General features: G+C 60.5%; 10 protein-coding genes and 5 pseudogenes. 8 read left to right on the top strand and 7 right to left on the bottom strand.

Going from position 1 to position 18,996, the window contains the following annotated elements; translation table 11 throughout:
• Nucleotides 1–11: 11 nt before the first annotated feature.
• The 4 genes and pseudogenes from HVO_RS03435 to HVO_RS20495 form a co-directional block, all read right to left on the bottom strand.
• Nucleotides 12–446: pseudogene (locus HVO_RS03435) on the bottom strand (ISH3 family transposase); the annotation flags it as partial.
• Nucleotides 447–490: 44 nt separating this feature from the next.
• A pseudogene (locus HVO_RS19935) lies at nucleotides 491–736 on the bottom strand (ISH3 family transposase); the annotation flags it as partial.
• 561 nt (nucleotides 737–1,297) lie between these two features.
• Entirely contained in the window at nucleotides 1,298–2,071 is a 774-nt protein-coding gene (locus HVO_RS19930) for a hypothetical protein (protein ID WP_144064026.1), read from the bottom strand.
• Nucleotides 2,071–2,712, bottom strand: a complete 642-nt coding sequence (locus HVO_RS20495) for a hypothetical protein (RefSeq protein ID WP_144064025.1) — start codon at nucleotides 2,710–2,712, stop codon at nucleotides 2,071–2,073. Before HVO_RS20495 ends, HVO_RS19930 begins: the two co-directional genes overlap by 1 nt.
• A 139-nt stretch (nucleotides 2,713–2,851) precedes the next feature.
• Here HVO_RS20495 and HVO_RS19920 point away from each other — a divergent pair, with 139 nt between their 5' ends.
• Both HVO_RS19920 and HVO_RS19915 read left to right on the top strand, forming a co-directional pair.
• Complete coding sequence (locus HVO_RS19920) at nucleotides 2,852–4,018, top strand: ISH3-like element ISHvo22 family transposase (protein WP_013035196.1); 1,167 nt, start codon at nucleotides 2,852–2,854, stop codon at nucleotides 4,016–4,018.
• A gap of 779 nt (nucleotides 4,019–4,797) precedes the next feature.
• Nucleotides 4,798–6,398: pseudogene (locus tag HVO_RS19915) on the top strand (transposase).
• Nucleotides 6,399–6,674: 276 nt separating this feature from the next.
• Here HVO_RS19915 and HVO_RS03405 read toward each other — a convergent pair.
• Nucleotides 6,675–7,922 (bottom strand): tyrosine-type recombinase/integrase, encoded by a 1,248-nt coding sequence (locus HVO_RS03405; RefSeq protein ID WP_004043258.1) that lies wholly within the window; start codon nucleotides 7,920–7,922, stop codon nucleotides 6,675–6,677.
• A gap of 438 nt (nucleotides 7,923–8,360) precedes the next feature.
• Between HVO_RS03405 and HVO_RS21230 the strand changes: the two are divergent.
• Nucleotides 8,361–8,723, top strand: a pseudogene (locus tag HVO_RS21230) (APC family permease); the annotation flags it as partial.
• Nucleotides 8,716–9,472: pseudogene (locus tag HVO_RS03395) on the top strand (universal stress protein). The pseudogenes HVO_RS21230 and HVO_RS03395, both read left to right, overlap by 8 nt.
• Before the next feature lie 905 nt (nucleotides 9,473–10,377).
• Here the strand turns inward: HVO_RS03395 and HVO_RS03390 are convergent.
• On the bottom strand, nucleotides 10,378–11,193 hold the full coding sequence (locus HVO_RS03390) for an IclR family transcriptional regulator (RefSeq protein WP_004043255.1): 816 nt from the start codon (nucleotides 11,191–11,193) through the stop codon (nucleotides 10,378–10,380).
• A gap of 424 nt (nucleotides 11,194–11,617) precedes the next feature.
• Nucleotides 11,618–12,865 (bottom strand): Zn-dependent hydrolase, encoded by a 1,248-nt coding sequence (locus HVO_RS03380; RefSeq protein ID WP_004043253.1) that lies wholly within the window; start codon nucleotides 12,863–12,865, stop codon nucleotides 11,618–11,620.
• Nucleotides 12,866–13,277: 412 nt separating this feature from the next.
• Between HVO_RS03380 and HVO_RS03375 the strand changes: the two genes are divergently transcribed.
• The 4 genes from HVO_RS03375 to HVO_RS03360 are packed head-to-tail and all read left to right on the top strand — an operon-like array spanning nucleotide 13,278 to nucleotide 18,975.
• Entirely contained in the window at nucleotides 13,278–14,951 is a 1,674-nt protein-coding gene (locus tag HVO_RS03375) for an ABC transporter substrate-binding protein (RefSeq protein ID WP_004043252.1), read from the top strand.
• A gap of 15 nt (nucleotides 14,952–14,966) precedes the next feature.
• Nucleotides 14,967–15,926: an ABC transporter permease gene (locus HVO_RS03370; RefSeq protein WP_004043251.1), complete on the top strand. Its 960-nt coding sequence runs from the start codon at nucleotides 14,967–14,969 to the stop codon at nucleotides 15,924–15,926.
• Nucleotides 15,926–16,825 carry an ABC transporter permease gene (locus HVO_RS03365; protein ID WP_004043250.1) on the top strand — a complete coding sequence of 300 codons (900 nt, stop codon included), beginning with the start codon at nucleotides 15,926–15,928 and terminating at the stop codon, nucleotides 16,823–16,825. Before HVO_RS03370 ends, HVO_RS03365 begins: the two co-directional genes overlap by 1 nt.
• The gene (locus HVO_RS03360; protein ID WP_004043249.1) at nucleotides 16,822–18,975 is read left to right on the top strand and encodes a dipeptide ABC transporter ATP-binding protein; all 2,154 of its coding nucleotides are present in this window, start codon (nucleotides 16,822–16,824) and stop codon (nucleotides 18,973–18,975) included. Before HVO_RS03365 ends, HVO_RS03360 begins: the two co-directional genes overlap by 4 nt.
• The last annotated feature ends 21 nt before the right edge of the window (nucleotides 18,976–18,996 follow it).

Here is an 18,996-nt window from a genome sequence, read left to right as displayed (position 1 = left end):
CGTTAAACTAGAACGGATGCGTACGCGTGGAACGCGGTGGTTCCACGCTTCGCTTGTGAGTGATACAGGCCGTCCGTGTCGTCTTCGTCACCATAGTAGGGCCGCAGGTGGAGGTCTGCGCAGACCTCCACCTGCTGGGGAAGGACGTCGAGAACGTCTTTCTGGAGGAGCATGTTGCCCACCTGTTCGAGCGTTTCTAGATCGAATTTAGTGCGGAGATGGTAGAGAACGGAGTTTTCGTGGGGTGCATTTTCGCTTCTCTCACAGAGCGTTGAGACCGAGGTCCCGTCGGCGCAGGCGCCGACGAGGACCTCGTAGATGTCTTCAGCATCGAGTTCAGCGTTTTCAGCGAGTGAGAGAGCAACTTCCTCGTCAAGAGAGTTGACGAGGAAGTTAAGGAGCTGGTCCTCGTGGATTTCATCGTCTGTTTGCTGGTTGTTGGACACATCTTCAGCAAGCAGACCTTCTAACTAAACGGCTTTGTGAGGTACTGAAACTTCGTTCGGAGATGGTAGAGGACCGTGTTTGCGGGAGGCGCGTCTTCACTGTTTTCGCAGAGCGTGGAGACGGAGGTCCCGTCGGTGCATGCACCGACGAGGACCTCGTAGATGTTCTCTGCATCGATTTTAGCGTTGTTGGCGAGATTCAGAGAAACTTCCTCGTCAAGTCGGTTGACGAGGAAGTTAAGGAGCTGGTCCTCGTGGATTTCACTGTCTGCTTGCTTGGTATTAGACACACCTTCTGCAAGCAGACGTCTCAACTAACCGGCTTTGTGATGTACTGAGGATTCATACCGAGATGTCCACCACACAGTCCGGTCTTCCGGCCAGCACAGTTTCGGAGTTTGGGTTCTGTTGCGTGTCTTATTTTCACATGGTTTGTGTTTGATTAGGCCCTCGTCTCGTGATTTCCGAGTTCGTCACGGTGAGAAAGCGTGGAAAGGTTTTCTGAGTGATATGAAATCAAAACCGATAGACAGCACCTATTTCTCCGTTGTTGTGCTTGAATAGAAGGCACGCAACACGCCCATCCTCCGAGGTTGTGGAGTCCACAACTTCGGAGTTTGGGTTCTGTTGCGTGTCTTATTTTCACGCGTATTTAGTACATTACAAAGTCGGTTAGTTGAGACGTCTGCTTGCTGAAGATGTGTCCAAACAACAGCAGCAAGCAGACGATCAAATTCACGAGGACCAGCTCCTTAGCTTCCTCTCAACGGTCTTGACAAGTGATTTTCTCTCACATTCAAGACAATATTATTTTAGTGAAGGATGTAGAATATTTTGATTGGTTGCTTAACCTATTCGCCTTCGACTAATTCCAGGAACGAACTCTCAGCAGTCTCATTGACTAAAACATAGCCTTCACATGGGCAGTATCCACCAAGAGAGGGGACTCGAAACGTGAATGACGTGTCAACAGAGATGTCTGTGTAGTCACCAGATCCCAATCCCTCATTACGCACACTTGCACGGATACCACCAGTTTCTTCTCGGGTATCCGGAAACCCATCTAATCCTGAACTAGCATCCAATAGATAGTCCCAAGTGAACGTTTCGCCATTGGATGTATCTCGATCAAACGTAATCGGATCTTGCAAATCAGTGTCAAGCAAAAGAGAGATGCCAGATAGAGCAATAGACTTCCACGGAGCCACGAATGCACCAACGATAGCTATCGAAATTGCCGCTAAGTCGTCGTAATCATTTTCATTATCGTCATCGTCAGGCCACGGGACTGGTTCTGACAGGGATATCTTATCATCAGCAACATTTAGAGAGTAAGTTACTGAATCAGGACTGGGTTCGGATGGGTAGCTGCCAGTTGAAAACGAACAGCCACCCAAGAGATCTGTGGGAAGATCAGGGAACATGTCATGGATATAAATATTTTTGTATTCACTTTCCCCAAGCGTGATATTCTCATTCTCTCCTTCAGCTGAGATAGCTGCTGCGTATTCCCAGTTTGTTGTTTCCTCGATATCCGTAGTACACCCATTAGTACTAGTATCAATCGACATCTCACCACTATCTGGGAACTCCGAAATAACTGAAACATCGTCTGAATCTTCCATCACTCACCACCTCTCTTTTTGAGATAGTTTTCTGACTTATCAGGCTTCACTCTCATATTCTGAATTGACGTTTCTGTTGGAATTCCTTTTTGAGGGATAGTGGGGTTTTTGTCGAATTTTGAGAGATCCTTTGGATTAAGAGCGCTCTCTATTTTGTCCATAGTTGCACCTCTATCCACAGCATTCATCGAGAAGCTGAGTTTGGCAAACTTTGGGGTGGGACGAGTCATCCACCCAACCATTCTATCTCCATCGAAGTTGAGCCTAATTTGTAGTTTTTGGTCATCTTCCTGGAATTTCTCTTCTTCTTTTTCAATCCAGTAAGACCACATATCAGAGCTCGAGTTCGGTTTTATCCTTCCGTCAGATCCCACTGGTATATTATAACCTGCAATCTTCAGTATCCCACTCAGTCTACCATCTGGTTTATAATTAAGTGATGCAGTACATTTCCGCTGGGTGATGTGAGTTCTAGTATCATATGACACCCCAATATACTCACGTGCACCCTCCGCAGAGGCCTTTCCAAGTCCTGAGACACCTAATCCGCTTACGCCTACTGTAGAACTAACACCTTGGACAAACCTCCTACGATTGATGTTCGAAAGGTCAATGCTTTTTCTGTCAATATTTCTGGTCATACAGCAAACATGATGTGTCATCCTAAGTGCATATACTTTATGGCCGGTTGACAAGTTATCCAATATTCAGACAAGTCCACCCGAACTATACTCAGTACATCACAAAGCCGGTTAGTTGAGACGTCTGCTTGCAGAAGGTGTGTCTAATACCAAGCAAGCAGACAGTGAAATCCACGAGGACCAGCTCCTTAACTTCCTCGTCAACCGACTTGACGAGGAAGTTTCTCTGAATCTCGCCAACAACGCTAAAATCGATGCAGAGAACATCTACGAGGTCCTCGTCGGTGCATGCACCGACGGGACCTCCGTCTCCACGCTCTGCGAAAACAGTGAAGACGCGCCTCCCGCAAACACGGTCCTCTACCATCTCCGAACGAAGTTTGAACTGGACCAACTCCAACGAGTTGGCAACACGCTCCTCCAGAAAGACGTTCTCGACGTCCTCCCCAAGCAGGTGGAGGTCTGCGCAGACCTCCACCTGCGGCCCTACTATGGAGACGAAGACGACACCGACGGTCTCTATCATTCCCAAGCGAAGCGTGGAACCACCGCGTTCCACGCCTACGCGACACTCTACGCGCGCGTGAAGAACAAACGATACACGCTGGCGGTGCGCCGTCTCGAAGACGGCGACACCGCCAGCAGCGTCCTCGCTGGGTTTCTCGGTATCCTCGACGGCCTTGACCTCAACGTCAAGGCCGTCTATCTTGACCGCGAATTCTACGACAGCAAGTGCTTGACGCTGCTTCAGGCGCACAACCACGCGTACGTCATGCCGATCGTCCGCTGGGGACAATCAATCAAGCAAGAACTCTCGGAAGGCTGGAGTCGCGTGATTCAGCACAGTCTGACGGCGAGACTCGACGGTCACAGCTGGACCGTCGAGTTCCCCGTCTACATCGACTGTACCTACCAGAACGGACGGTACGACGAACATGGGGTGGCGCGTCACGGCTACGCCGCTGACGCGCCGTTCATCGACTCACCACGAGACGCTCGATACCACTACGCGAAACGCTTCGGTATCGAGGCAAGCTATCGACTCTCTGAACAAAGTATCGCGACGACCTCGACACAAAATCCGGTTGTACGGCTGCTGTACGTCGTGGTGAGCTTGCTGTTACAGAACGTGTGGCGGTATCTGCACTGGGAGTACGTGGCGACGCCCCGCCGAGGCGGGCGTCGCCTCTGGCAGTGGCCATTCAAGGAGTTCATCAACATGATCCGACGGGCAGCGTGGACGGCCCTCGCGACGCGTCGGGCCGTCCCCGCGAACCGGCCACCGGACGACCGGTTCCACCGGTAACTCCCGACCGGGCTAGCCAACGGTGGGAGTGGCGACGCTGTCGCGTCGGCGGCAGCCGCCGCCGACAGCGACGGCTCTCCGCCGATCCGTCCATGATTCTGTCGTCGAGACCGCCAATGCAACCGCTCGGCCACAGAATTCAGGCTTCAGAGACAGCTAGGCGAGGATGCTTTGTGAGGTACTGATACTTGGTACAAAAAGATCGAATACACGATTGATTGAGCCATCAGGAATTTATACGCACCAATGATAGGATTCTCATGGGAAATTTATTCGGAGCCCTCTTCATGGGCATTGCGGCGTTGATGTTTATATTTCCTGAAAAGTTTGCTCGGATGAGATTGAAGGGAGCTAAAGACTCGACGCCTTCGGCTGGACTAGTTAGGTTCATCAGATACGTCGTAGCTATTTTCTTGTTCCTCCTAAACTTGCATATCTATCTAACATATTAATTGAGATTGTCCACGCCTCACTACAGTAATTGGATAGTTCGAATGCGATAGACGGGTACAGTTTTCATACACCATCAGTCAGTGAATCCTAAGGGTATGGTTCCAAACAACCCGAGTTATCATCCGTTCGGCTCTGTTGAAACCCTCTTTCCGTCTTGCGATTTGTTGAGAGACTAGTTTTCACTGTGACCCACGGAAACTAGCCAGATGGAGCGCTCTCTTCAATGTCAACGCTGAAGGATTTCAACAGAGCCGGCACTGTCTAGATAACTGCTTGAACTATCGCTTGTCGAGGTATTGATGAGGAGTGTTGAAAATATCGGTCGTATGGAAACCCGTGCTGCTCGAATGACCGATGCTTTTCTTGTTGGCCTCGACCTTCGGGAACATCTCCGGCTCGGCAAGTCACTACTTGAAGCGTTCGAAGAACTTGAAATTCGGCTTGAGACGCTTGAAGACGGCTATCCTGAGTGGCATCCAGCATCGTACCCATTTCAGGGAATACTCAAGCTCTTCTTCTACCGCGAAATCACTGGAAACAGCTATCGGAAACTCTCCGGCTACCATGAACTCGCCTCAGCGTGTGGTCTCGACCGTATTCCTGATGTGTCGGTCTTGTCGAGAACGTGGCGTAATCGCTTCGACACAGTCACTCGTGAGTTTGTCGAACGAGGCGCACATCTACTCGTCAAAAATATCCACGATTTCGGTCCATCTGTTGCTGAAGTACGTCCTAAGCACGAAGTCCTCGATTTCGAAGAACGTGGCTCAGGGGAGTCTGGTAATGGAGAAGAACAGAGAGACACGTTCGACGACAAGGAGATTTTTCGTACGACTCGCCTTGCTCGTGAACACTGTTTCACGCCATTTGACTCTGGCAGAGCAGAGAACGCGTCGTACGATGACTCTCGATTCTTCGAGTTACAGACGTTCATGGGGATGGTCGGGTGTGGAACTGCCCAAGGCGCAGCACGCTTTCAGTACCGACGTGGGAAAGAGTACGGCCCACACGGTGATACGCACCTCCGGGCAGTCAAGCAGTTCGATAGCGAATCACTTCTCGATGGGTTCGACACCGCTACCAACCGGCTACTCTCAGTAATCGAGTCTGAAGTCTCGTTTCGGCGGCCAGTGACCGTGGCTCTTGACATTACCGCAGTGCCCTACTTCGGTGATGTTGAAGGAATGCCAATGGTCAGCGGGACGAAAGACGGTGATGGACGTGCGTTCAAGTTTGCCACCCTCTCGATTATTGGGCAGAACGTCCCGCTGGTCTTGGCTGTTGAACCGGTTCGTGAAAGTTCGGGGTGGGACAACAACCCGCCGAATCGAATTCATCGTGTCGTCCGGCGATTAGTCCGGAAAGCGAAAGAATACGTCCCTATTGAGATGGTGTTATGCGACCGCGAATTCGACTCAATGCGAGTGTTTCAGACGCTCTCGAATCTTAACGTGAACTACCTGATTCCCAAGCGGATCACCAGCTCAGAGCGGAAAGCGATTGAGCAGATAGAGCAAGACGACCAAGAGGTCGCAGTTGAGTCGGGTTCTGTCCACGTCGAACAGGGTTCGCACGGGATGCAGTTTTTGTATGTTCCCTCGACGAAGTCAGATGGGACGACTGTCTTTGCGACGAATGCTCGCGTTCAGCCGGAAGAGGCTGAAACGTTCTGTCGGCGCTACAGTAGTCGCTGGCAGATCGAGAACGAATACAAGTCAATCAAACACGATTTCTGGCGAAGACTTCCTCGAAGGACTACCGCGTTCGGCTGTTCTACTTCGTGTTCGCGGTCCTCTTGTACAATATCTGGCGGCTCACTGACTTTCTGTTGAAAGCTGCTGCTGACGGTGAGATGGACTACGCACCAGTCATTACTGCTGGAGAGTGTGTCGAGTTGGTCTCTTCGGCGCTGCTTCCGCCGGACTAAGTGAACGAACACTCCGGCTTGCCCCTCGTGAGCGGTGGCACTATCTTTAGGTGGAATATGCCAGCTAATTTCTGACAACTACAGGGGATTAACTAGTTTAACCGAATCTTCTAGCTCGCTTTTCCCGCAATCTAACCCAATTCAGCGTCAAAGCCACGCTAAAACTGCCCATCCTCCGAAACTGTGGCTCCCACCACGAGATAGTTGTATATCGCGACATATGATTTACCCGGCCGCCGACCCACCTCGTGTCTTGCGCAGCGACCGACGCGACAGTCACGGCATCTGCGTCTCGACGGTCGCAGACTCGCCGGCGGACTCGAACACGTCGGCCAGCGTCTCGCGCATCGCCTGCCGGCGGAACGACCGGCGGCGCTCCTCGGAGAGGTAGTTCGACATGACGACGCCGGCGCTTTTCGACCCTTGGTCGGCGGCGACGCCCTCCAACTGGGCGAGCATCTCGTCGACCGCTTCCTGATATGCCGTGTACCAGAAGCGCCGACAGAGTTTCGCGGTCGGAACCTCGCCGTCGACGGCCACGCCGGCCTCGTCGGCGAGGCGCTTGAACCGGCGGTTGACCGTCTCGCGGGCGATGTGTCCCGAGGCGGCCCGCGAGGAGGGAAACAGCGCGCCGTTCCAGTCGTCGTCCGCGGCGAGCGCGTCGATGCGCGCGGCGACGGCGTCGACGCCGTAGAGGAGCGCGACGGTTCCCGGCCCGTTTTTGCGCTCGTCGAACGCGATGTGGGGGTCGTCGCCGGAGAGGACGAGCTGGGAGGCGCGGAGCGACGCGAGTTCGTTCGGTCGCAGCCCCCACCCGGCGAGTCCGAGGACGAGAAGCCGGTCTTCGAGGTCGTCGGCGACGGCGTACACGTCGCTCACTTGGTCGGCCGTCATCGTGCGGTTGTCGGGTTGGCCCTGCTCCCAGCGGAACTGCTTTGCGGCGTTCTCGACGGGGTTGTACCGCGCGCGCCGGAAGTCCACGAGGTACTCGTAGAACGACCGGACCGTCTGGAGGTATTTGAGCTTCGTTCCGTCGGTGGCGAGCTCGGCGTCGAACTCGTCGAGGACCGCGAGACAGCGGTCTATCTCGTCGGGCTCGGCGTCGCGGTCGTCGAGCCGGGAAAGCAGGTCCGCCGACCCGTACCGGTCGCGGTAGATTCGGGCGAACCGCGCGAGGTGGGTGCGGCGGGTCGGCAGCGTCGAGTCCGCGAGGCTGCGCCGCGATTCGAGCATGCCGAGGTAGGACTCGAACGCCTCGACGGTGCGGTCGTCGTCGACGCCCCAGTCGTAGCCCTCGTCGGCCTCATCGTCGCCGAGACCGACGACCTCGACGAAGAACTCCCGCGGGGTGAGGTCGTGTTTCTCGCGGAGCGCGTAGGCGATGCCCGACCAGCCGCGTTCGGTCAGCCACGCGTAGGTCGGCACGTCCCGCGTCGGGTCCATCCCGTCGCGGTCCATCGCCGGCGCTATCGTCTCCCAGTAGAACGCTTCGAGCTCGTCGAGCGACTTCCGCGACCAGTTCACCGCGGCTCACCCCGCCCGAACCGGCCGCCGCGTCGCGTTCCGTGCGCCATCGTTCTGCATGCAGGGCGTGTCGCGGACGGATTAACACTTTCTCTCGTCGGGGGCGACGACGCGCCGGCGGCGGGAATCGAACCCGCAGCCCAACCCACCCGCCCTCAATATGACGGGTAGTGTATATATTGGGGAGACGAAACAACAGGTAACTACAATGTCCGACGGAAACCACGGCGGTTCGGTGCTCGGGGCGGACCCGCCCGACGACGGGCCGGGGGTCGGCGACGCGGACCCGGCGGTCGACGTCGGTGCCGCGGCCGACGAGGTGACGGTCCTCGAAAGCGGGACCGAGTTGGAGCGAACAATCGGCCTCCGCGGCGGGTTGGCAATCGGTATCGGGACCATGGTCGGCGCGGGTATCTTCGTCTTCCCCGGTCTCGCCGTCGGGCAGGCTGGCCCCACGTCGCGCTCGCGCTCGTCGGCGGGCCGACGGTCGTCCTCGTCGCGGTCGGCCGGACGGAGGTGCTCGCCGAGGTCGCGTCGTTCCTGCATCTCGTCACCTACGGGCTCATCTGCGTGGCGCTCGTCGCCCTCCGTCGGTCGAATCCCGCGTGGTACGACCCGTCGTTCCGCGTCCCCGGCTACCCGGTCGTCCCCGTGCTCGGAGCGCTCGCGAGTTTCAGCCTCGTCGCGTTCATGCAACCGCTTTCGCAGGCGGTCGGCGTCGTCGTCGCGCTCGCCGCGCTGGTGTGGTACTTCGCCTACGCCCGCGACGTGCGCCTGAAGGGGGTGAGCACCGATGCGTGACTCCGCCGACGTTCGCGTGCTCGTCCCCGTCGCGGTGCTGAAGGGGCAGGTGGTTCCCGACCAGCTGATTCACCTCCTCACGGGGACGACGGTCGTCATCCTCGCGTATCACGAGATTCCCGAGCAGACGGCCCCCGAACAGGCCAGAGAGCAGTTCGAACCGAAGGCTCGCGAGGAGCTCGGCGAACTCGTCTCGGTGTTCGAAGGGTGCGACCGTCGAGACGCGGCTCGTGTTCACTCACGACATGGACCAGACGACAGAGCGCATCGCCACGGAGGCGGAGTGCGACGCGGTGTTGCTCTCGAACCCCGCCCCGACCATCGACCGCGTCATCGTTCCGATAAAGGAGGCCATCAACCTCGACACGATTACCAAGGTCGCCGCGGCGGTCGGAAAGCGCGGCGACGTCGAACTCACGCTGTTCCACGCCGTCCAGGACGACGGCGCGGTCGCGGACGGCGAAGCCCTCCTCGACGAGGTCGCGAACGACCTGGCCGTTCTCGGCGTCAACCGCGAGCACGTCTCGCGCGTCGTCGTCGTCACACAGAACCCGCTCCAGGCGCTCATCGAGGGCGCGGCCGACCACGACGTGGTCGTGATGGGCGAGGAGAAACCCACGCTCCGCGGCCGACTGTTCGGCGAGACCTCCGACCGAGTCGCCGAACAGACCGGCGGTCCGGTGCTCGTGGTCCGACGACCGCTCGGGCCCGAACCTGACGACGCCGACGGTACTGGCGACCCGGAGTGAGGACGGCTCGCCCTCGAACACTTCCGGATCGCCACGGAGCACTATTGTAGTACTATTTCAACCGTCACGGTACAATTTGACCGTCCAAAGAGCGCCCACAGCATTTAGAATGTATACAATTTCTACAATTTTCACAAATTGTACATTGTTCGGGGGTTTTAGGGCTTCAGAATCGAGATTTGAGTTGGCTCTACCGAGCGTTGATTCCGAGTGAATTTTGGTTACAACCCACGGTCGGTTCGAAAGTACTCGATATTGCAAAATAATCAAATTATTATCTTGGTCGGACGACTATCTCTGACTCGCCCGCCCCGCCCCACTCTGTCGGTGCGGAGCGCCTTCCCGTCGGCGACTCGTTCGGCTCGGTTCAGTCGTCCGCGAAGGACGCCCGACCTGCGGTAGACGTGCGCATTCCTATTACATCAGTAACCCTGTAATACGGGGTAGGTTGTCTGACGGGCGCTAGTCGTTGCCGACCCCTTCGGTGAGGCGTATCGGGTGCGACGAAAAATACGCAGAACTAGACGCGATGTGGCGTATCGATGGACTTTCACTAACTGACGGGGATTTTGTGTCCATATATGGTCAATACTTGGCGATGCTCATCGTTGTCTGTTGCCTCTCCGATGTTTTGTTCTCGCAACTTTTCGGGGTGCGTAGACCGTTCGACGTTCGAGACCGTCAATCTCGGCCGACGAACCGTCTCGGGTTTGCGAGTGCGGCTTCAACAGCACAACGCCGAGATTCGGGGACAGGCGAGTCGTTCGGTCCGTCGGTCGGGCCGGACGTGGTCTCCGACTTGCCCGCGACTCGGCCGAGACCATCGGTTCTCCGTTTGTGAACCGTGTCGTAGCGCGGTCGACGTGAGGTGGTATCGTGGGTGCGTTGGGGGCGACGCGGCCCGACTAACTGAACGTCGGGAAGTCGTCGTCTGACTCCTCCATGTTGACGTTGACCTCGATGACGTTGGCGGTGTTGACGACGCTCTCGATGAGTTGTTCGTGGTACTCGGGCTGTTTCATCCGGCGGACGGGCCCGGAGACGCTGATGGAGCCGAGGACGCGTCCGTGGCGGTTCGTCACCGGCGCGCCGATTGCCTGCAGGCCCTTGATTTCCTCCTCGTCGTTGAGCGAGTAGCCCCGGTCGCGAATCGTCTCCAACTCCTCGAAAAGCTCCTCGCGGGTCGTGATGGTCGCCTCGGTCTTGCCCGGCAGCCCGTACTGGTCGATAATCCACTCGACGCGCTCTTTCGGGAGGTGCGCGAGAATCGCCTTCCCCGTCGCCGAGAAGTGGAGGTAGTCGGCGCGCTGGAGCTTGTTCACCTGGTAGTCGCTCCCGACGGCCTTCTCGCCGCTCACCTTGTAGAGATTGACGCCCAGTCCGTGCTGTTCGGTCGCCAGATGCGCGTACTCGCCGGTCTTCTCCGCGAGTTCCTCGATTTCGGGCTTGCCGATGCGGTAGAGGATGTTCTGGTACCGGACGTACTCGCCCACGAGGAGAAACTGTAGCGACAGCCGGTAGGTGTCTTCTTCCTTCACGACGAACTTCTCGGCTCGAAGCGTGCTCAGGTAGTTGTAGACGACGCTCTTCGAGAGGTCGAGGTGATTCGCCAACTCCGTCACTCGTGCGCCGTCTAACTCCTCGAGCGCCCGAACGACATCGAACGCACGAGACACCGTCTTCAGGGTCCGCGGCGAACCGGTCGTGTGTTCGTCTGCCATAGTCCAGTTCGAAGGCCCGAAGCCATATGTGTTTGTATTTGACGAACGGTCACTTCTGTACGAGCACGAAATTAGCAGATATTGCCGCAAAGTGGCGTAATTCGAAGAGCTATAGCTACGAATACCGCCTAAAAAGGCGCTGAAATAGACGAAACCGACTACTTAGGTCTCGTGTTCTCATTGTACAAACATCGCGGTGTCTCGAGCGGGTCGTCTCACGGCGAATCGCGAGTAAAGGCGGGCGTTGATGGCTCTAACGAGAGATTCCTGCTTCGTCCCGGCGAGCGTTTCGACGACGCGCTCGGCGCGGAGATACCGGTGGCAGTCGAGTCGAACGTGCCGACAGAGCGGGCTTCGGAGGACGGAGTCGAAACCGGCGTCGAGAACAGAGTCGAATGCGACAGTCGTCGGCCGGGCGGTTTCGTCACTCGGTCGCGAGGTCGGCGAGCGCGCCGGCGAGCACACGGGTCGCGTCGGCGCAGTCCTCCCAGTCGGTCCACTCGCGGGGGTTGTGCGAGATGCCGTCGCGGGAGGGGGCAAAGAGCAGCGCGGCGTCCGTGACGGCCGCGACGTGCATGGTGTCGTGGCCGGCCCCGGAGTGGAGGTCGAGGGTGTCGAGGTCGGCGTCGGTCCCGGCGTCGTGGAGCGCGGCGCGGCAGCGCTCGCTCATCTCGACGGGCTTGCGGTCCCACGGGTGCGAGAGCGCGGCCCCGACCGGCCGTTCGGCCTCGATGCGGTCGAGGCTCGCTTCCGCCTCGTCGATGACGTACTCGATGGAGTCGTACGCCACGTCGCGGATGTCGACGGTCAGGTCGACCTGCCCGGCGATGACGTTGGGCGCGTTCGGCGAGACTTCGAGTTTGCCGACGGTTCCGACCGCGGTCTCCGAGACCTCGCCGCGCTCGTTCGTCGCGCGCTCCACGTCGAGGACGAACTCGCTGGCGGCGGCGAGCGCGTCCGAGCGGTCGCCCATGAGCGTCGACCCCGCGTGGTCGGCCTCACCCGTGATTTCGACGGCACAGCGCGAGAGGCCGACGATGCTCGTGACGACGCCGGCCGGGACCGCCGCGTCTTCGAGGCGCTCTGACTGCTCGATGTGGAGCTCTATCCACGCGTCCCAGTCGGCGGCGTCGACGCGCCCGTCGCCCCGGTAGCCGATGTCCGCGAGGGCGTCACCGAGCGGAATCCCGTCGTCGTCCTCGATATCGAGCGCCTCCGCGACGCCCAGTTCCCCGACGGCGACCGCCGACCCGATGAGGCCGCCGCCGAACCGCTGGCCCTCCTCCTCGGTGAAGTTGACGACCTCGACGGGGCGGACCGGCTCGACGCCGGCGTCCTGCATCGCGCGGACGCTCTCCAGCCCCGCGTAGACGCCGAGCGGGCCGTCGAAGATGCCGCCCTCGGGGACCGAATCGAGGTGGCTCCCCGTGGCGACGGGGGCCGCGTCGGGGTCCGCGCTCTCGGGTTCCCATCGGCCGACGATGTTGCCGACCTCGTCGATGGTGATGGAGAGACCGGCGTCCCGGAGGCGCTCGCAGAAGAACTCTCTCGCCCGCCGGTCCGCCTCGCTGCCGGTCAGGACCGTCCGCCCCCGACCCTCGTCCGTCGGGACGGCCCCGAACTCCGCGTTCGACTCGATGTCGCTGCGGAGTCGCTGCTGATTGACTCGCATGGTTCCCGGATTCGGGACTCACCCTATTTTATTGTTTGGAATTCGGTCACATGCATGACAGTACCGGCCAGTCGCGCACTCTCCGAAATCAGCAGGCACGGTACGCTGGATGTGGGTTCTCGGACTCTGCCCCTACCATGTCGCTCGAAGACGCCTGTCGGCACGGCTCGGTCGCTCGCGACCGACCTGCGGGCCGTCGTCGGGTCGTCGATTTGGACCGTCGCCTGTGGGGAGGTGGGTTGACGTTCTGGGAGTAATCCCGGACGTGACCGGGGGGAATTGGTCATTCCACAGTTCCCTCTCGTCCGGCGCTCGAAATGGTATCTGGTGTTACACCTCTCTCGTCTCGATATGATGATTGTACTCACACAACCACAATTTTTATCACACAGTAACGGATTTGGGCGACTGTATGCAAGAGAATGGCAAGGGGAGCGACTCCTCCGACAGCACCGGCGACGGCACGCGTCGCAGTCGTTTCGACCGCCGTACCTTCCTCGGGGCGGCGGCGACGACCGGCGCGGCGGCGCTCGCCGGGTGTACGGGCGGCGGTTCGGACGACAGCACGACCGAAGATTCGGGGTCCTCGGGTGGAAGCGACGACACGGAGAGCACCGAGACGACCGCCGCGAGCGGCGGGAAGCAGGGTGGCACGCTCCAGTGGGGCGGCGCGGTGCCGGTGCAGGGTCTCGACCCGCACATCGACACCTCCGCGGCCTCGAAGCGCGTTCTTGAAAACATCTACGAGGAAGTCGTCGCGCTGCAGGACGACTACTCCATCGAACCGCACCTCGCGGAGTCGATGGAGCAGTCCGACGACAACACGCTCCTGACGTTCAACCTCCGGCAGGGCGTCACCTTCCACAACGGCAAGGAGATGACCTCCGAGGACGTGCTGGCGAGCTACGAGCGCGTCCAGAACGGCGACTACCTCGCCACCGGCTTCTTCGACTACGTCGAGGAGCTTCGCGCCCCCGACGACTACACCTTCGAAGTCCAACTCACCGAACCCTTCGCGCCGTTCCTCGCCAAGATGGCGACGGCGGAGCTGTCGGTCATGCCCGCCGAGAACGCCGAGAAGGACATGGTCGAAGAACCCATCGGGACCGGTCCGTACGTGTTCGAGAGCCGCGAAATCGAGACCTCGTTCACGATGTCGCGCAACGAGGACTACTGGGGCGCGTCCGACGAGGACGGCCCGTTCATCGACACCATCGTCAAGAGCGAGATGCCGGACCCGAGCGTCCGCCTCCAGTCGTTCCTCGCCGGCGAGTACGACTTCATCAACGGCATCGCGCCGAAGGACGTCTCTCGCGTCGAGCAGGCCCCCGACGTTCGATTCGAGAAGCAGTTCCCGAAATCGCTCGTCTACCTCGGCCTGAACTGCGACGTGGCCCCGTTCGACAACAAGGACGCCCGCCTCGCGCTCGATTACACCATCGACAAGGAGAAGGTCGCTGAAGCGGCCCTCTACGGCACCGGCCAGACCACCGCGTCCCCGGCGACGCCCGGCAGTCCGTGGGTCAACCCGGACATCGAGCCGCGCCCGCGTGACCTCGACAAGGCCCAAGAGCACCTCGACGCCGCCGGTATGTCCGACGGCTTCACGGCGACGTTCAAGATTCCGCAGTCCTACCCGACGCAGGTGCAGGCCGCGGAGGTCATCGCCGCCGACGCCGCCGAGGTCGGCATCAACCTCGAAATCCAGCAGATTACGTGGAGCACGTGGCTCTCGGACGTCTACTCCAACCGCGACTTCCAGGCGACGACGAGCTCCTACCTCGCGCTCTGGTACCCCGACGTGTCGTTCTACAAGTTCCTGCACCCCAACGGGGCGTTCTTCTTCACCAACTGGGTGAACGAGGACTACAACGCGCTCGTCGAGGAGGCCCGCACCATCTACGACGAACAGGAGCGCGCCGACCTCTACCACCAGGCGACGGAGATTCTCCACGAGGAGCGCGCCGGCCACCTCTTCCTGTGGTGGCAGCCGAGTCTCTACGGGGCCGCCTCGCAGTACAAAGGCGATATCGGCGCGCCCGACGGGTCGACGCTCCAGTTCGGAGACAACTGGCTCGACCGCTAACAGAGATTCCACACAATGTCGATGTACAACTACGTCGTTCGGCGCGTCGGGTTCATGGCGGTGACGCTGTTTTTCGTCACGCTCATCGCCTTCGCCGTCACCAACATCCTGCCCGGTGACGTGGCCCTGCTCATCTTGGGCCCCAACGCGACCGAACAATCGCTCGAAGCGCTCCAAACCCAACTGGGACTCAACCGCCCGCTGTACGTGCAGTACATCGACTGGGTCGTCGGGCTCCTCCAGGGGAATATGGGCGAATCGCTCCGGTTCGGTGAGCCCGTGGCACAGCTCATCGCCGAGCGGCTTCCCCGGTCGATGATGCTCGCGGTCGCCGCGACGCTCGTCGCCGTCGTGCTGTCGGTGCCGCTCGGCGTCTACGCCGCCGTCAACCAGAACGAAGCGCCCGACGTGAGCGCTTCGATGTTCGCCTTCGTCGGCATCTCGATGCCCATCTTCCTGTGGGGGCTGGTGTTCATCCTGGTGTTCGCCGTCTGGCTGAACCTCTTTCCGACCGGGGGGTACGTCTCCCCGAGCGATGACCTCGTCGGGTCGCTCACGCGACTCGTCCTCCCCGCGGGGGCGATGGGCTTCGCGCTCACCGCCTACATCATGCGGATGACCCGGTCGTCGATGCTGGAGGTGCTGAGCGAGGAGTACATCAATCTCGCGCGTGCGAAGGGGATGAGCCAACGGGTCATCGTCCTCAGACACGCGCTCAAGAACGCAATCATCCCCGTCATCACGGTCATCGCGTTCCAGTTCAGCTACGCGTTCGGCGGGGTCGTCGTGTTAGAAGAGGTGTTCTTCTGGCCCGGCATCGGTCGGCTGACGCTGACCGCGATTCAGAGCCGCGATATCCCCTTGATTCAGGGGTGCATCCTCGTGGTCGCACTTATCTACATGTTCTCGAACTTCGCCGCAGACCTGCTGTACGCGTACTTCGACCCGCGCATCCGCTACGGAGGTGACGACTGATGGCGACCGAACAGGAGACCGACCGCGGTCGCTTCACCATCACGCAGTCACAGCGCGACCGCATCGCCCGGTTCGTCCGGAAGTTCCGCAGTAACACGAAGGCGATGCTCGGCTTCTCCATCGTGGTGCTGCTCGTACTCGTCGCCATTTTCGCGCCGGTTATCGCGCCGTACCCCATCGACGCGACGAACATCGAAGACCGCTCGCAGGCCCCGTCGGTCGAACACCCGTTCGGCACCGACGACCTCGGCCGCGACATCTTCAGCCGCGTCGTCATGGGAAGCCGCATCTCGCTGTACGTCGGCTTCGGAGCTATCTCCGGCGCGCTCGCCGTCGGGGCCGTCGTCGGTGTCGTCGCCGGCTACGCCGGCGGGTTAACCGACGAGATACTGATGCGCGTCATGGACGCCGCGATGGCGTTCCCGCCGGTGTTGCTCGCGCTCACGCTCTTGGTCGTTCTCGGCCCGGAGTTGAGTAACGTCGTCATCGCGCTCGCGTTCGTCTACACGCCGTACATCGCCCGCGTCTCGCGGAGCGCGGCGCTGGCCGAGCGCAACGAGGCGTACGTCGAGGCCGCAATCGCCCGCGGCGAGAGCGACTCGCGCATCGTCTTCAGCGAGGTGTTCCCGAACTGTATGGCGCCCATGCTGGTTCAGGGGTCGCTGAACGTCTCGTTCGCCATCCTCGCGGAGGCGAGCCTGTCGTTCCTCGGCCTCGGCGCGCAACCGCCGCGGCCGTCGTGGGGGCTGATGATCAACACCGGTCGCGGCTTCATGCAGACCGCGCCGTGGATGTTGCTGTTCCCAGCGCTGGCTATCGGCATCGCCGTCGTCGGGTTCAACATGCTCGGCGACGGACTGCGTGACGTGCTCGACCCCAAAGTGGAGGCGATAGAATGAGCGCACCCAGTACCGCGACCGACGCCGAGGCCGACGACGGCCCGCTGCTCGACGTGCGCGGACTCAGAACCGAGTTCCACACCGAGGGCGGCCCCATCGTCGCCTCCAACGAGGTGTCGTTCTCGCTCGACCGCGGCGAGACCATGGGTCTCGTCGGTGAATCGGGCGCGGGCAAGTCCGTGACGGGGCGGTCGCTCATGCGCCTCATCGACTCGCCCGGCGAAATCACCGGCGGACAGGTCGTCTTCGACGGCGAAGACCTCCTCCAGAAGACGGAAGCCGAGATGCGCGACATCCGCGGCAACCGCATCGCGATGATTCCGCAGGACCCGATGTCGTCGCTCAACCCGGTGATGACCGTCGGCGAGCAGATTACGGAGACGATTCGCCGCCATCAGGACGTCTCCAAGTCGGAGGCACGCCAGCTCGCCATCGAGTCGATGGACGATGTCGGCATTCCCGACGCCGAAGAGCGCATCGACGACTACCCCCACGAGTTCTCCGGGGGGATGCGCCAGCGCGTCCTCGTCGCCATCGGCTTCTCCTGCGAGCCGGACCTCATCATCGCCGACGAGCCGACCACCGCGCTCGACGTGACGACGCAGGCGAAGATTCTCGACCTGCTCAACGAGATGCAGGAGCGCGAGGGGACGGCCGTGCTGATGATTACCCACAACCTCGGCGTCGTCGCCCAGACGTGCGACCACGTCGGCGTCATGTACGCCGGGAACCTCGTGGAGACGGCCGAGCTCGGCGACCTGTTCGACCGCCCGCGACATCCCTACACCCGCTCGCTCATCGACTCCATCCCGGAGGTCGACACCGACTACGACGAACTGCCGACGCTCGACGGCGCGATGCCCGACCTCGGGGACCTCCCGAGCGGCTGTAACTTCGCGCCGCGGTGTCCGCACGCCACCGAGGCGTGTCGGACCGGCGGCGACCCGTCGCTCGACCCCGTCGGCGACGGCTCGTCGCGCGCGGCGTGTCTCCACGCCGACGACCTCGACCTCTCGGAGAGCACGGTCCCCGAAGCCGGGGCCGGTCGCCGCGACATCGACCGCACCGGCGAGCCGCTGTTCGAGGTGCGGAACCTGAAGAAATACTTCGACGCCGGCGAAGGAATCCTCGGCAACGTCCACCTCTCGTGGGAGGGCGGCGGCCTGCCGACCGTCGAACGGCGGCACGTCAAGGCCGTCGACGACGTGAGTTTCGACGTCTACCCCGGCGAGACCGTCGGGCTCGTCGGCGAGTCCGGCTGCGGGAAGTCCACGGTCGCTCGCACCGCGCTCCGGCTCCTCGAACCGAGCGACGGCGAGGTGTACTTCGAGGGCCAGCCGCTCCACGAACTCGGCTCCTCGGAGATTCGGAGTCTGCGCCGCGAGATGCAGATGATATTCCAGGACCCCCAGAGCTCGCTCAACCCGCGGAAGACCGTCGGCCAAATCGTCGGGCGCGCGATGGAGAAACACGGCATCGCCACCGGCGAGGAAAAGCGCGAGCGCGTGGGCGACCTCCTCGAACGCGTCGGCCTCTCGCGGGCCGCCGCGAGCAAGTACCCCCACGAGTTCTCCGGCGGCCAACAACAGCGCGTCGCCATCGCGCACGCGCTCGCGGTCGAACCGAAGCTCATCGTCTGCGACGAGCCCGTGTCGGCGCTCGACGTGAGCGTGCAGGCGCAGATTCTCAACCTCCTGAACGAGATTCAGGACGACGAGAACATCTCGTTCCTGTTCATCTCGCACAACATCGGCGTCATCCGGCACATCTGCGACCGCGTGGCCGTGATGTACCTCGGGAAAATCGCGGAGTTCGGGCGCATCGAGCAGGTGTTCTCGCCGCCGTTCCACCCCTACACGGAGAGCCTCCTGTCCGCGGTCCCCCACGCGAACCCGGACCGCGAGACGGACCGCATTCTCCTCGAAGGGAGCGTCCCGAGTCCCATCAACCCGCCGTCGGGCTGCCCGTTCCAGACGCGCTGTCCGAAGAAAATCGGCGATGTCTGCGAGCAGGACCTCCCGGAACTCGAAGCCGTCGACGGCGGCGACCACTACATCTCCTGTCACCTCTCCGACGAGGAGATGAGCCAACGCGACTCGTTTATCACGCCGTCGAAGCGTGCGGAGACCAGCCCGGCCGACTCGGACTGACGCCGCCCGCGCGGTCACTTT

The sequence above is a fragment of the Haloferax volcanii DS2 genome, from assembly GCF_000025685.1.
GTDB lineage: Archaea > Halobacteriota > Halobacteria > Halobacteriales > Haloferacaceae > Haloferax > Haloferax volcanii.
The sequence above is the reverse complement of the archived record's forward strand: the minus strand, read 5'-3'. Positions and strand labels throughout refer to the sequence as shown.

Excerpts from the sequence above, each read along its gene's own strand:
- HVO_RS19930 (WP_144064026.1), bottom strand. The coding sequence starts at position 2,071 with ATGGAAGATTCAGACGATGTTTCAGTTATTTCGGAGTTCCCAGATAGT.
- HVO_RS20495 (WP_144064025.1), bottom strand. The coding sequence starts at position 2,712 with ATGACCAGAAATATTGACAGAAAAAGCATTGACCTTTCGAACATCAAT.
- HVO_RS03390 (WP_004043255.1), bottom strand. The coding sequence starts at position 11,193 with ATGGCAGACGAACACACGACCGGTTCGCCGCGGACCCTGAAGACGGTG.
- HVO_RS03380 (WP_004043253.1), bottom strand. The coding sequence starts at position 12,865 with ATGCGAGTCAATCAGCAGCGACTCCGCAGCGACATCGAGTCGAACGCG.
- HVO_RS03375 (WP_004043252.1), top strand. The coding sequence starts at position 13,278 with ATGCAAGAGAATGGCAAGGGGAGCGACTCCTCCGACAGCACCGGCGAC.
- HVO_RS03370 (WP_004043251.1), top strand. The coding sequence starts at position 14,967 with ATGTCGATGTACAACTACGTCGTTCGGCGCGTCGGGTTCATGGCGGTG.
- HVO_RS03365 (WP_004043250.1), top strand. The coding sequence starts at position 15,926 with ATGGCGACCGAACAGGAGACCGACCGCGGTCGCTTCACCATCACGCAG.
- HVO_RS03360 (WP_004043249.1), top strand. The coding sequence starts at position 16,822 with ATGAGCGCACCCAGTACCGCGACCGACGCCGAGGCCGACGACGGCCCG.